Annotated in this window: 9 protein-coding genes; 1 reads left to right on the forward strand and 8 read right to left on the reverse strand. The window is 40.6% G+C overall.

All coding sequences use genetic code 11. The annotated features are described in order from the left end of the window. Positions 1-186: hypothetical protein (locus A9239_RS02235; protein WP_176722083.1), on the reverse strand; the 186-nt coding region annotated here is incomplete at its 3' end. Between A9239_RS02235 and A9239_RS02240 the strand changes: the two genes are divergently transcribed. Next, complete coding sequence (locus A9239_RS02240) at positions 173-643, forward strand: hypothetical protein (RefSeq protein WP_048116918.1); 471 nt, start codon at positions 173-175, stop codon at positions 641-643. The genes A9239_RS02235 and A9239_RS02240 overlap by 14 nt on opposite strands. A 150-nt stretch (positions 644-793) precedes the next feature. Here A9239_RS02240 and A9239_RS02245 read toward each other — a convergent pair whose 3' ends face one another. From A9239_RS02245 to A9239_RS02275, 7 genes are all read right to left on the reverse strand, one after another. Further along, positions 794-2,245 (reverse strand): NAD(P)/FAD-dependent oxidoreductase, encoded by a 1,452-nt coding sequence (locus A9239_RS02245; protein WP_048116915.1) that lies wholly within the window; start codon positions 2,243-2,245, stop codon positions 794-796. A 734-nt stretch (positions 2,246-2,979) separates the two neighbouring features. After that, positions 2,980-5,220 carry a PAS domain S-box protein gene (locus tag A9239_RS02250; protein WP_052712848.1) on the reverse strand — a complete coding sequence of 747 codons (2,241 nt, stop codon included), beginning with the start codon at positions 5,218-5,220 and terminating at the stop codon, positions 2,980-2,982. Positions 5,221-5,251: 31 nt separating this feature from the next. After that, on the reverse strand, positions 5,252-5,698 hold the full coding sequence (locus A9239_RS02255; protein WP_048116911.1) for a response regulator: 447 nt from the start codon (positions 5,696-5,698) through the stop codon (positions 5,252-5,254). Positions 5,699-5,935: 237 nt separating this feature from the next. Further along, positions 5,936-8,839, reverse strand: coding sequence for a PAS domain S-box protein (locus tag A9239_RS02260; protein WP_069575212.1), 2,904 nt, complete (start codon positions 8,837-8,839; stop codon positions 5,936-5,938). A gap of 859 nt (positions 8,840-9,698) precedes the next feature. After that, positions 9,699-10,934, reverse strand: a complete 1,236-nt coding sequence (locus A9239_RS02265) for an adenosylhomocysteinase (protein ID WP_048116908.1) — start codon at positions 10,932-10,934, stop codon at positions 9,699-9,701. Between the two features lie 161 nt (positions 10,935-11,095). Continuing rightward, positions 11,096-12,394 carry an amidohydrolase family protein gene (locus A9239_RS02270; protein ID WP_048116906.1) on the reverse strand — a complete coding sequence of 433 codons (1,299 nt, stop codon included), beginning with the start codon at positions 12,392-12,394 and terminating at the stop codon, positions 11,096-11,098. A 511-nt stretch (positions 12,395-12,905) separates the two neighbouring features. Further along, a complete protein-coding gene (locus A9239_RS02275; RefSeq protein WP_048116902.1) occupies positions 12,906-13,763 on the reverse strand; it encodes a 4Fe-4S binding protein in 858 nt (285 codons plus the stop codon). Between the last annotated feature and the right edge of the window lie 226 nt (positions 13,764-13,989).

A 13,989-nucleotide genomic window follows, 5' to 3' on the forward strand; every position in this document is an offset into this window, starting at 1 on the left:
CTCTTCAACTACATCTAATTCCTCTTCTACTACATCTAATTTCTCTTCAACTACATCTAATTCCTCTTCAACTACATCTAATTCCTCTTCAACTACATCTAATTCCTCTTCAACTACATCGAATTTCTCTTCAACTACACCTCTCTCTTCTGCAATACCTCTGTCTGTTGCAATGGCTACAGACAAGACGCAGTATGTTCGCGGCGAAATAGTCAAGCTAAAAGTAACAAATAACCTAGATACTCCTATCTGGTACATAGGCTACTCTCAGCGCGACCTGGTCTTCTGGGAGCTTGAAAGGGCTCAAAGCGAGGGTTGGCAGAGCATGGATTTCCGTCTGCCAGCTATTGAGGGGGATAGAGAAGCTTGCCGAATAATACTCTATGAGCAACCTGTTGGTGTTGTAACGGAGCTGAAACCACACTCTGATCTTCTTTATGAGTGGAACCAGAAGATATGTCCATTCAAAACAGTTACCGAGCCATTTGGACCTGAGACGATTGAGAGGGGCAAATACAGGTTTGCATTCCGCTACAGTTTGGTCACAGTGAAATCAGAAGACGTCGAGGCTGAACCTTGGAAAAGACCAATTGACCTGGGCGAAACAAAGGTAGTTTACTCCAATGAATTTGTCTTGGAGTAAATGGCATAGTTAAAGTTAGAGTCTTAAAGTTAGAGTCTTAAAGTTAGAGTCCTAAGTTAGAGTCTTAAAGTTAGAGTCTCAAAGTTAGAGTCTCAAAGTTAGAGTCTCAAAGTTAGAGTCTCAAAGTTAGTCTCAAAGTTATAAAATGAATTATGTTTCTGCCTTTGCACCTTCCTCTTCTTTGATCATTTTCATTATTCCTTCAGCCGCCAAAATACCGGTAGCTGCGGCGTTGACTATGTCCCTTGAGAGCCCTGCTCCGTCTCCGGCTGCAAAGAGGTTTTTGATGCTGGTTTCCATTTGCCTGTCAACTTCAAGGTGCATTGCGTAGAACTTGACTTCAGGGGCGTACAGCAGGGTCGAATCTGAGGTAACGCCTGGAATAATCTCATTTAAGGTCTCAAGGCCTTCGATTATATCCATAACTATCCTGTGGGGGAGAGCCATTGAAATATCGCCTGGAGTTACGTCTTTGAGTGTATTTACAACAAGGTTTTTTGCAAGGCGTTCTTTTGTGGAGCGTCGGCCCCTTCTCAGGTCGCCCATGCGCTGCAGAACTGGCTTTCCTCCACCTATCGTGGTTGCAAGTTTCGCGATCGAACGGGCGTATTTTGTGGTGTTTTCAATTGGTTCGGTAAGCTCGACTCGGACAAGAAAAGCAAAATTAGTGTTTTCGGACTCCTGGTTTGCCAGAGAGTGGCCGTTAGTTGCAATAAAGCCCTCATACTCTTCTTTTACGACATATCCACGCATATTCGTACAGAAAGTCCTAACAAAATCGTCATAACGGCGGCTCTGGATATGGAACTTTGGGTCGCGGTTGATTTTCGTCACAGGATCCATAACGATTGCAGGAACTTCAACCCTTACTCCTATGTCAATCCCGCCGTATCTGGCTTCGATTCCGTGCCTCTCAATCATATCTGAGACCCAGCTGCAGCCCCGCCTTCCAGGTGATAAAAGCACATAACTGGCCCGGAGTTTTCGTCCGTCAGAAAGTATAATGCCCCTGCAGGTCTCTTCCTCAATCAGCAAATCTTTTACCTCGGTTTCAAGCAGGAAATCCACATCTTTGTCAACAAGGTTTCCTTTAAATCGTCCTATTACTGCAGGAGCATTATCTGAGCCTATATGCCGCTGCTTTATCTCAATAAAACGAGCTCCTACTGAAGCCGCTCTGCGTTTAAGCTCTTCTATTTCAGGGCTTTCGGTCAGCAAAGCTCCCTGTGGAGCCCCAAATTTCAAAAAAACCTTATCCACGCTTTCTACGAGCTGCCAGGCTTTGGTCTGGTCACCTGTCAGGTCTGCCAGGTCTCCTCCAACATCAGGCCGCAGGTTTAAGGTTCCATCCGAAAAAGTTCCGCAGCCCCCAACCCCGCACATAATATCGCAGGGTATGCAGTGCATACAGTACGTCTGGGCGTTCATGGGACAGAAGCGTTCATCTATGTCCCTGCCCATATCCACAATAAGAATTTTCAACGGCTTTACCTCCGCAAGCTCGTAAGCCGCGAACATTCCGGCAGGCCCTGCCCCTACGATTATTACATCGTAGTCTGAATTTTTCTCCTCTCTCTCAGACAGCTTATTTTCATTCTCCATGTTTAGCACCCTTTATTATTTCTGTAAGCACTGGAATAATCAGAAATTTCCAGTTTCAGAAATTTCCAACCTCAAAATTTCAACCTTGAGATTTCCAGTTTAAACGTTTACAATTTTGAAAAATTGAAATCCCTGAAAATTACGAAAAAAAATTAAAACAAAACCTGTTAAGAGTCCCCTCTTTAAACCTAAACTCTCAAACAAAAACATTAAGTGGCTTATAAATTGTCTTTTATGCTTATTTTGTACTGAAAAGTCAATCTTATATCTGCGGCAGAGATGATTTTTTCAAGCAATTCCCCCACTTAAACCATTCTTCCCGTAAAGCAATTTTCCCCTATTATAATCAGGTATGGAACTGTCCGTATAAAAAACTTCCATCAAGCTTGAAATATAACATAAAAAGCGATGTATTCAACTTTATAACTGTCTGATCAAATTGTTGTGCATTTTTCGAGTTGGAAAATTCTCCATTGAATTTGAAGAGGATACGAAAAATTATACTTCACGGTTGACGTGAAAAGAAAATATGACAAGTCAAGTTAAAAAAGGGAATTTAATGCTTTTAATTTAAAATTAAAACATTAATTGAAAAATTAGCAAAGGCTCAATTGGAAAAATATGTAGTAGCAGCTTTAAATAATAGGTAATTTGACAATGTCAAGGTAAAATATTACAGAAATATTAACTTGCAAAATAAGCGTCTATATTGATTTGAGTTCACTGGCACGTTTTTACTTATTGTCCGCTACTGTGATTTTTATTGTAAATTTAGTACTAGAGTTCCTGTTCAATTCAAGTTCTCCATCTAACTGGTCTACCAGGATGGTTACCAGTTGTAATCCAAGGGTATCGGAGTCTTCCAGATTGATACTCTCAGGTATACCTACTCCGTTATCTGAAACGACCAGGATATAACTGGTACTTTTACATGCTTCGTTACTGTCTTCAATCCCGCCATCTTCAGATTTTTCATTTATTTCCCTGGAGAGTTTTATCTTAATTTCTCCTGTTCTCCCATCTGGAAATGCATGTTTGAGGGAATTTGAGACCAATTCATTAACAATCATTCCTAAGGGAACTGCAGTGTCCATATCAAAGAAAATATTTTCCTCTATTTCCAGAACCATTTTGACTTCTGAAGCTCCAACATTGTAACATCTGAAGAGCTCCTCAGTCAGTTTTTGAAGATAAGTTGCAAAGTTAAGAGTACTGATTTCTTTTGATCCATACAGTTCTTCATGGATCAGAGCCATAGAAATAACCCTGTTCTGGCTGTCCCTGAAAGCTGCAAGCACCTTTGAAGTATCATAAACCTCATTGACAGCGAATTTTTCAGCCTGTAGGTCGAGCAGAGACGAGATTACCTGCAGATTATTTTTGATTCTGTGATGAATTTCCTTTTTACGGGCTTCTTCAATTTTTTTCAGGAAATTTTCAGCTTCCTTTTTTTCAGTAATATCCATTGCGACGCAGATGACTCCGATAATGTTTCCTATGGAGTCGTGCAGTGGCTCTGTGGTCATATCATGGACCATATTACCACCAGCGGAAGCTGGCCTATGGGTAACTACCTCGTCACGTCTACCTGTGTCACTGGTTAAGACCTGACGCTTGATAGAGGTAAATAACTCAGCATCCTCTGGCTGATATATCTCGTAGTCACGCTTACCCAGGACATCCTCTATTTTGAAGCCAGGTGCAGGGTTGTATACCCACGTGTACCTCAGCTCGAGATCCTGACTGAACATAACAATGCTTGAACCTCTCAGAGCGAGGCGAAAGCGTTCCTCGGACTTTCGTAGTTCTTCTTCTATCCGCTTACGCTCTGTGATATCCTTCATTATTCCGAGGACTTTGTTTGTACGATAATTTCCCTTTTGAAGACAGATCCCATGATCTTCAACATGGATATATTCTCCATCCTTCCTTCTAAAACGATACTCCAGGTGGAAATTCCTCTTATTTTCAGTGTTCTTCACGTCATGTCCGCAGCCGGTTATCTTTTGATTCCAGACTTTCTTCTGGTCTTCAGGGTGGACATTGTTTATCCATAGTTCAATACCAGTGTTCAGCAGTTCTTCCTGAGTATATCCTGTAATCTCTTCTATGGTGCCTGCCCAATAGATTTTATTTTCCTCGATATCGTGCTCATATATTAGCTGACCTGTCTGTTCCGTAACAATCCGGTATCTTTCCTCACTATCGTGAAGCATTTCTTCGGCTTTTTTACTCTCGGTTATGTCTCTGGCGATAACTGAGATAGCCATAAGCTCTCCAGAGATATCAAAAACCGGAGAAAGAGTCATTGAGACATCTATAATCGTACCGTCTTTTCTTAACCGTGAAGTCTCATACTGATGAATCTTTTCTCCCTGTTTTATCATTTCAGTCAGTTTTTGTGATTCATTTTCCAGGACGGAAGGCATTAAGACTGATGCAGGTTTCCCCAAAATTTCTTCAGCCAGATACCCATAGATTTGCTCTGCCCCCAGGTTCCAGCTGGTAATGAAACCATCAAGAGACCGGGTTACAATAGCATCATTTGACGATTCCACTATATTCGCTAAGTTCTGAACTCTTTCCTCTGCTTTTTTACGCTCAATGGAATACTGGATAGAACGTTTCAATAATCTGCCATCTACCTGCCCTTTGACCAGATAGTCCTGAGCACCTTTCTTTACAGCCTCAACTCCGATTTTTTCATCATTCATTCCCGTCAGAATTATAATGGGAATTCGTGAATTCCTTGCATGGATTTCAAGAAAAGTATCAATGCCATCGCTATCTGGCAATCCCAGGTCAGATAATATTATATCAAACCGATTATCTTTAAGAAAGCTTAGACCTTCATTAAGGGTCTGAACGGTTTTAAATTCGTATTGAAAGTCGGCGAATTCTTCGAGCATCTCTTCAATTAAACCTGCATCCCCGGGATTGTCTTCAAAAAGCAAGATTTCTACCTTTTCATCCATAGTCAACCGTCCTATCCGGGTTATTCTGGCCTTATTTCGATGGCAACTTTACAATCTCAAGCCAGAAATTTTCTATGGATCTAACTACATCTAGAAACTGATCAAAATCAACAGGTTTAGTAATATATGCATTGGCATGAAGATTGTAAGATTTCAGGATGTCCTCATCAGCTTTCGAAGTGGTTAATACCACAATAGGTATGTTTTTAAGTTTATCGTCGCTTTTCACTTCTTCAAGAACTTCACGCCCGTCTTTTTTTGGTAAATTTAAGTCCAGAAGCATTATATCCGGGCGCGGGGAACCTGAAAACTGTCCTTCACCACGTAAAAAAGCGATTGCTTCTTCTCCATCCTCTACAATATGAAGAATGTTCCCGATTTTTGCATCTTCGAAACCTTCCTCTATTAGTCCAATATCGCCTTTACTGTCTTCTACTACAAGAATCTCTACCGGTTTAAATGCTATTCGAGTTCTCATTTATATGACCATCCTGGTTATATGTCAAAAACTTTGAGCTTTCCCGAAACTGATTATCTAATTTGAACCAAATTTATAATGATTAAATTTTTACTGTATAGTCTTATCAGAAATTCACGGTAAAGTCAGTACTATTAAGCCATTGTAAAGTGTCAGTCTCATAAAATTTATGATAACGTGTCAGTCTCATGAAATTTATGATAACGTGTCAGTCTCATGAAATGTATGGTAGAGTCATTATAATGAGACTTTTATGGGAATTGCTGGCAAAGTGAAGTAGAAAGTCGAACCCTTACCGGATTCAGATTCTACCCAAATCTGTCCTCCATGCCGTTCTACAATTTTTTTACAGATTGAAAGCCCTATGCCTGTACCCGGGTACTCTTCTCTTTTATTAAGTCTTTTAAAAACCTCAAAAATTCTCTCAGAATATTTAGGGTCAATTCCAATTCCATTATCCTTTATTGAAAATAACCATTGATCAGTCTCTTTTTTGGCAGAAATCTCAATTTCCGGAGCTTTTTCACTGCGGAATTTTATAGCGTTGCTTATAAGATTCTGGAACAGCTGAGTAAACTGGACCGAATCTGCCATTACTACAGGTAAAGAACCATAAGAGATACTGGTTTCATTTTCTTTTATGGATACTTCTAAATCAAGTAACACCTGCTCCAGAACAGATTTGCAATCAGTAGGCTCGAATTCTCTGGCTTTTGTAGTTACTCGCGAAAATTCCAGAAGATCATTTATCAGGTTCTGCATACGAGAAGCCCCGTCCACAGCAAAATAGATGTACTTATCAGCCTTATCGTCAAGCTTTCCCTGATATTTTCTTTGTAAAAGCTGTAAATAACTCGCTATCATTCTCAGGGGTTCCTGCAAGTCATGGGATGATACGTAGGCAAATTGTTCCAGTTCCGCGTTTGAGCGAGCGAGCTCCTCTAATTTTAGGTTTAACAGCTCTTCTGCTTTTTTCCGCTCAGTAATATCACGTGCTGCAGCAAAAACCCCAATAACTTTTCCAGCTTCGTCTTTATAAATCGAAGCATTGTACAAAACCGGAGTTAAATGACCATCCCTGTGCTGAATTTCAAGAGGATAATCCCGGACTTCACCTTTTACAAATGCCTGCTGATATCCGGTACTCGCCTTTTCAGACTCAGTAAAGTAATCCGAAAAATCAGTTCCGATCAACTCGCTTCTGGAATACCCGGTAATCAGTTCTGTAGCCTTATTTACATCAGTTATCTTTCCGTCAGGCCCGATGGTAACCAGGGGATCCATACTGGCTTCAATAAGGCTACGGTTATAAATGTTTAATACTCTCAGAGCTTCTTCAGCTTTTTTTTGCTCAGTAATGTCCTGGACTGTTCCTCTCATATGGACAGGAATATATTCCTCATTAAAAATAACCTCGGCCTGTTCATGTACTATACGTTCTTCTCCACTGGCTAAGATAATACGGTGATTAATACTGTATTTTTTTCCGTTTAAAGCTTCTTTAACAGCCTTATTTACATAATCTCGATCATCCGGATGTACATAATTCAGAAATGCATCGAAAGTTGTCCCGAACTCTTGAGGGCTGCGTTCAAAGATGCAATAAATTTCATCAGACCAGTACAATTCATTAGTTATAATGTTCCAGTCCCAGTTTCCAAGGTGTGCCATCCTCTGAGCTTCAGAAAGACTCCTTTTGCTTTCTTTCAAAGAATTACAAGCATTTTCAACTTCTGATGTCCTTTCTTTAACTAACTCTTCTAAATTATCAAGGGTTTCTTTTAACCTGGCTTCAGCTTTTTTTATTTCTGTAATATCACGGGAAATAGCAAGGACGGAAGCCACTTTGCCGTTAACAAACTCAGGTACTATTCTTGTGTTAAAATAGTATTCTTTTTCTTGAGGCGATTTATACTGGAATTCCATTGTCCCCGATTTTCCTGTAGCAAAAACATTCTGATGATGTTTTTCCCAGAGCTCTATCTGTTCAGGGTCTCTTCCCAGTTCACAATGGGTTTTCCCGATGATTTCGTCCTGAGAACAACCATAAACTTCGGTAGCGGCAGGATTTACATACATATGGCGATTTTTTCTATCAAATCGGGCAATTATGTCAGGAGAATTTTCTGCCAGTGTGCGGAATTCGTTTTCACTCCTTTTCAGGGCTTTTTCAGCCTTTTTGCGTTCGTTAATATCACGGGCAACGTGCACACTCCCAATAATTTTGCCTTTAGAATTATAGAGTGGCGAGACGCTTAATATAAAATAACCACCCAGGCATTCTTCAAAAATCTCTGCAGTATGTTCAAGTCCGTCCTCAATCAAGAGTCTGTGCGGACAAAAAGATGGGGGACTATCTGTCCCGTGCAAAGCCCGATAGCAGATTAACCCTATACACTCTTCTGGTTTCAACCCTAATCTTGCCGCCATTGCCTTGTTTGCACGAACAATCTTGTATTTATCGTCGAGTATGGCTATCAGGTCTGGCATGGAATCAAAGGTAGACCCCCAGTACTGTGTGACTTGAAAAGCTTTCTCTTCTTCCTTTTTGCGTCTGGAACTCTCGAATTGTGTCCATTTATCTTCTTTTTTAACCAGGGCAAATTGATGGTTGATAACTACATCAATAATTTCGGTTGCACTGCACCTATCAAGGCAATATGTGCACAGGGCTATCATGGAATAGTTGCCAATGATGCTGTCGATTTCTTTTTCATAATCAACAAAATTGTTCCAGTCTTTTTTTTCCAGCCAGAAAGTGTTTCCGCTCAACCTTAAACCGTCGTAGCCATTATCAAGAGCTTGATTGAGTTTTTCTATCCAGCCGTTAAGCACTTTTTGCGAATCGAAAATTCCCTCTTTGACATACAAGTAAGTGTAAGGAATAATCTCAATTTGTTCTTTTTCCAGATAAACATCAATCTCAGGAATAGCTTTTCTAAGAGCTCTTTTTGCTTCTTCCACACCAAAGGGCTTTGATGTAACCCACATACAGAATTCGTTATTTTCCAGGCCGGCTTTAAAATAAGGAACAAGTATGTCAATTAAATCCTGTTTTGTCTGGTAAAATTGACAGAAATGTGTTCCCCAGGGCACCTCTCCAATAATGTCAATCCCAGATTTTCTCAAACTTTTTTCCATTTCAACCCTTTCCGAATTCAAAGGTGATTTAAAGCTAGTGTTTAATCAGGTGCAAGGAATTCGTCACATGTGTGTAATTTGTCACCCGTAAGATCAGGCAATTTTTCTAAAATTCTGCCATATCAATCAGTTTATTCATTATCCATTTGCCAGGACTTTCAAAACCCAGAACCTGACAGTAAAACGTTTGATGCAATTGTTCAATTTAATCGTTTGATGTTTAACGCTCAATTTTTAACCCACTTTCTGTAAAGTTTTTAGACTCTCGATGTTTTCTCATACGCCAGGTATTCATTATTTCCCAACATATGTTGATCAATAGTTTATAACCAGGATTTCAAGAGTGCTTTACAGTTATTATTGTTATCGATTTCACGTAAACATTCCTTATTAAAAGTGAGTTTAAATGTTTTTATAAAAAGTAATAAATATTTTAGTTTTACTAAAGGCAGTTGTAAATAAATTATACATTCGTTATGTCCTTTACGAGTTATTAGTTATAAAACTGTCTATGATAAATATCAAAATATGCATCTTTTGTCAAAAATTATTAAAAAATAAGTGCAGTCACGATTACAAAGTATGAAAATATATATAATGTAGGATAATACTTATGAAGTAAAGTAATTTTTAAAAAGTAAAATTAATTATACGGTTGGGTTAAATTTTTACAGTACACATTAATTCATTACAGAGTATATTAGCTTATATAAGTGTCGTAAAGATTCTGAAATACAGCAAATGTTATCACCTTATGAAAATGAAACACAATCAAAAATTAAAATCTATAATATTCGCTGCATTTCTAAAATATCATAGTTTTTTGATTGTGGAAATTATTCTCTATTGCTTTTCTAAATTATGTCCCGCACTCCCAGCCGCTCATGTAGCATTTCTGCGTCGGCGTGAGTTCGTCGATGGTTATGCCCATTGACTGAAGTTTCATTCTTGCCACAAAAGTATCAAGTTCCAGAGGTACCTTATGGACTCCATTAGGAAGCTTGTTTTCGGCAATATAACGCACACAGAGTGCCTGGTTTGCAAAACTCATATCCATGACTTCAGCCGGGTGGCCGTCACCGGCGGCAAGGTTGACCAGCCTGCCTTCTGCTATGACATTGATGCGCCTGTCGCCGAGGTCGTATTCTTTTATGTTGTGTCTTACGGTCCGGACGGATTTTGCAAGAGATTCAAGGGCTTCCATATCGATTTCCACATTGAAGTGGCCGGAATTTGCAAGGATTGCTCCGTCAGGCATGGACTTGAAATTTTTGGCTGTGAGGATATCACGGTTTCCTGTGGTGGTCACGAAGATTTCACCTAATTTTGCAGCATCTGCCATCTTCATGACTCTGTACCCGTCCATCCTGGCTTCAAGAGCTCTTACAGGATCGACTTCGGTAACGATTACATTTGCTCCAAGGCCTGAAGCACGCATTGCAACTCCACGCCCACACCAGCCGTAGCCTGCAACAACAACGTTTTTGCCTGCTACCAAGAGGTTTGTGGTCCTGTTAATCCCGTCCCAGGCTGACTGTCCTGTCCCATAGCGGTTGTCAAAGAGGTATTTAGTCATTGCATCGTTCACTGCGATTACCGCCATTTTCAGGGCTCCTTCCTTTTCCATCGCATGAAGCCTGTGAACACCGGTTGTTGTTTCTTCGCAGCCGCCAAGGATATTCGGAAGCAGGTCGGTCCTTTCTTTATGTAATTTAAATATAAGGTCTGCCCCGTCATCGATTGTGATATCGGGTTTGATGTCCAGGACCCGGTCGATTGCTTCGTAATATTCCTGGCTCTCGACTCCATATCTTGCAAAACAGCTTATGTTCTTGCGGGTGCCAAGAGCAAGGGACACGTCGTCCTGCGTACTGAGAGGATTGCAGCCGGTAATTGCTACCTCTGCACCGCCTGCAGCAAGAGTCTCTACAAGGACTGCAGTTTTTGCTTCCACATGTAGAGCCATTCCTACCTTCATCCCTTTAAGGGGTTTTTCCTCCTCAAATTTTTTTCTGACGATGGAAAGTACGGGCATATGGTTTCTTGCCCAGTCCATCTTCATATTTCCGGATTCTATGAGTTCTTTTTCGGTCATGTTCATCCCGTAATATCAAATATGCGGTTGAGTTCGATCTTTATTCTAGCTTTAAACATAAGTGTTTATCCTTTACTCACTCAGATTACTAATTCAGGTTACTAATTTAGGTTCCACAGTGAGACATTGTTGACATAAACTATTTGCAATGAGTAATGTTTTCAAGCGTTTACCCTTGCAACAAGCTCTTCTGCGGCTTTTTGAGTCTCTTCCATAACTTTCTGCTCATCCAGGACCAGCACTTTGTAATCATCCATAAGGACCTTTCCATTTACAATTGTTGTCCTGACATCGCTTCCTTTTGCAGAGTACACCAGGTGAGAGGGAACATTAAAACAGGGAGTAAGATGCGGTTTTTTCATATCTACCACGATAAGGTCCGCTTTCATTCCGACTTTCAACATACCGGTTTCTGTGCCAAGGGCTTTTGCACCGTTTACCGTACCCATTTGAAGCACCTGTCGCGCAGGAAGGGCAGTAGGGCTGAAGGTATTGACTTTATGAAGAAGAGCAGCCGTTTTCATCTCCTCAAAAAGGTCAAGGTTATTGTTTGAGGCACATCCGTCAGTGCCAAGGCTCACATTGACTCCTTTTTCTAGCATCTTGTGTACAGGTGCAATCCCTGAAGCTAGTTTCATATTACTTATGACATTATGAGAAACATTCACTCCTCTCTTTCCCAAAATTTCGATGTCGCCGTCGGAAAGCCAGACACAGTGAGCAGCAAGCACATCAGGCCCTAAAAACCCTATGTCTTCCAGAAGGTGCACAGAACATTTCCCGTACCTTTCTTTCATAGCCAGAAGTTCGGCTTCCGTTTCAAGGAGATGGATATGGATTCCTGCACCGTCCCTGTTGGCTTCTTCCCTTACCTTTGCAAGATATTCCTCAGAGCAGGTATTCGGGGCATGAGGCCCATACATTGTTTTTATTCTGCCGTCAGCCGCTCCCTGCCAGGCCCGGACAAAGCGCTTCCCTTCTTTGAGGTCTGTTGCTCCTTTTTCTTCGTTCCAGAGTTCTATAAGCCCATGACAAAGCGAGGCCCGAAGCCCTGATGCCTCAACAGCTTTTGCAGTCTCGTCCATATAAAAGTACATGTCCGCAAAAGAAGTAGTGCCTGACCTGATCATTTCCAGGCAGGCAAGCAGACTGCCTTTATAGACATCATCTGCAGTCAGCTTTGCCTCGGCAGGCCAGATATGCCCTTCAAGCCAGTCTGCAAGCTGCAAATCGTCGGCATAACCTCGAAAAAGAGTCATTGCGGCATGAGTATGTGTATTTACAAGCCCTGGCATTACTACCGAGTGTTTTGCATCAATTACAGTATCGGCACTTTCGCTGGTCTTTTCCCCTATCTCCGTAATCTTTCCGTCTTCGATGACAACAGTCCCGTTTTTGAGGTCTCCCGCATCAGGGTCCATCGTCAGAACGTAAGCATTTTTTACAATTATGTCAGCCATATAATCAGATCCGTCAGGTAATGAACTGAAGCTGCTAGATTATTCTGAATTTAAGAATTCTATCCAAATTAAAGAAATACTGGACTTAACAGGTAACTGGAATTAAAAGGTATTGGAATTAAAAGGTTATCCTAAAAAAAGTTGTCCTGAAAATTATGCTAAAACCTGACTATAGGTAAATTTGAGAAAAGACAACATAGTCTCCTGTCTTCATATAAATTTCGAAGTCATCCATTTTTTATCGCCGCATTTACAGATTTTTTTTACTTTCTCAATGAATTCTTCTGATACAATCTATTCTTTTGTCTTTATTCTTTTGTCTTCTGTTGGATGCGTACGTTGATCTCATATTTGTCAATTTTATGTATCCTCTTCAAATTTTATGGGTAAAAGTAAATGACGAGATCAATAGTCAAAAAAAGGTAAGATGAAAAGTACTTTCATTTGCTTGTGTCTGTTATTCATAAAATATCATATCCGTTTAGGCTGAAACGAAGGATCTCTACAAAGCTCAGGAAAGGACTTCTTCCTTATACTTATCAATACCGAGCCTATCAATGAGTTCTCCTAACCTTTCCCCATCAAGGCCTTCTCTTCTGTAATACTCAAAGGTTTTTTCAAGGACTGAGAAAAGCTGCTCTTCGTCTGCAAGCTCAAGAAGCTTTATTCCCTGCATGGGCTGGCGCCCGGCTTTGCCTCCAACAAAGATCGTGCATCCGGTTTTTTCTGCCCTGAGGGCATCTTTACGGCAGGCTGCAATACATGCTCCGCAGAGAATGCATTTTTCAGTATCTATAGAGGCTTTATCATCCAGAACTTTTATTGCTCCCACCTTACAAGCCTTTTCACAACGCTTGCAACCGACACAATTTTCCTCGACGGTTTTGGGCTTTACTGTTCCCATGATTCCAAAATCATTTTCCTGAGGCCTTACACAGGCTGAAGGGCAACCTGTTACTGCAATCTTGAGCTTTTTAGGGACAGCTTCCCCGAAGTATTTTTCATCGATCCTGCTTGCCAGACTCTCGCAGTTAATCAACCCGTTTTTGCATACCCTATCTCCCTGGCAGGCGACTACTGCTCTTACTCTTTTTCCGATAGAGCCTCCTGAAATGCCCTGCTTTTCAAGTTCGTTGTTTGCTGCTTCCGCATCTTCAAGTTTAACAAAAGGAACCTCAATCTGCTGCCTTGAGGTTATGTGAACATAGCCAGAGCCATACTTCTCGGCTGCATCTGCAATTGCTCGCAGTTTTTCGATATCCAGATTCCCACTCACGACCTTCAGACGCATTGAAAACATGTTTTCCTGCCTCTGAGGCAGAAATCCTTTACTTTTTAGTAAAGACTCATCAATTTTTTTCTCATTCATGTAAGGTCACTTATTACAAAGGCATTATTATGGATGCATATAAATATTTTTGTTTATTTTCAGTTGGCTTTTTTATAGATTCCGGCTTTTAACAAATAGCAGATTTAACCGAGTCCCGGTATATGAAGAATTTGGAAACATGCATATACCAGAGAAAAATAGGAGATTTTTGCCAGAGAAAAGCGAGGAACTGGATCAATGAAAGGCAAGATAACTGGATCAATGA

This window comes from Methanosarcina sp. A14, from assembly GCF_001729375.1.
GTDB classification, from domain to species: Archaea; Halobacteriota; Methanosarcinia; order Methanosarcinales; family Methanosarcinaceae; genus Methanosarcina; species Methanosarcina barkeri.

What these genes read in the sequence shown, in the direction of transcription:
- A9239_RS02240 (WP_048116918.1), top strand. Translation starts at nt 173, where the DNA reads ATGGCTACAGACAAGACGCAGTATGTTCGCGGCGAAATAGTCAAGCTA.
- A9239_RS02245 (WP_048116915.1), bottom strand. Translation starts at nt 2,245, where the DNA reads ATGGAGAATGAAAATAAGCTGTCTGAGAGAGAGGAGAAAAATTCAGAC.
- A9239_RS02250 (WP_052712848.1), bottom strand. Translation starts at nt 5,220, where the DNA reads ATGGATGAAAAGGTAGAAATCTTGCTTTTTGAAGACAATCCCGGGGAT.
- A9239_RS02255 (WP_048116911.1), bottom strand. Translation starts at nt 5,698, where the DNA reads ATGAGAACTCGAATAGCATTTAAACCGGTAGAGATTCTTGTAGTAGAA.
- A9239_RS02260 (WP_069575212.1), bottom strand. Translation starts at nt 8,839, where the DNA reads ATGGAAAAAAGTTTGAGAAAATCTGGGATTGACATTATTGGAGAGGTG.
- A9239_RS02265 (WP_048116908.1), bottom strand. Translation starts at nt 10,934, where the DNA reads ATGACCGAAAAAGAACTCATAGAATCCGGAAATATGAAGATGGACTGG.
- A9239_RS02270 (WP_048116906.1), bottom strand. Translation starts at nt 12,394, where the DNA reads ATGGCTGACATAATTGTAAAAAATGCTTACGTTCTGACGATGGACCCT.
- A9239_RS02275 (WP_048116902.1), bottom strand. Translation starts at nt 13,763, where the DNA reads ATGAATGAGAAAAAAATTGATGAGTCTTTACTAAAAAGTAAAGGATTT.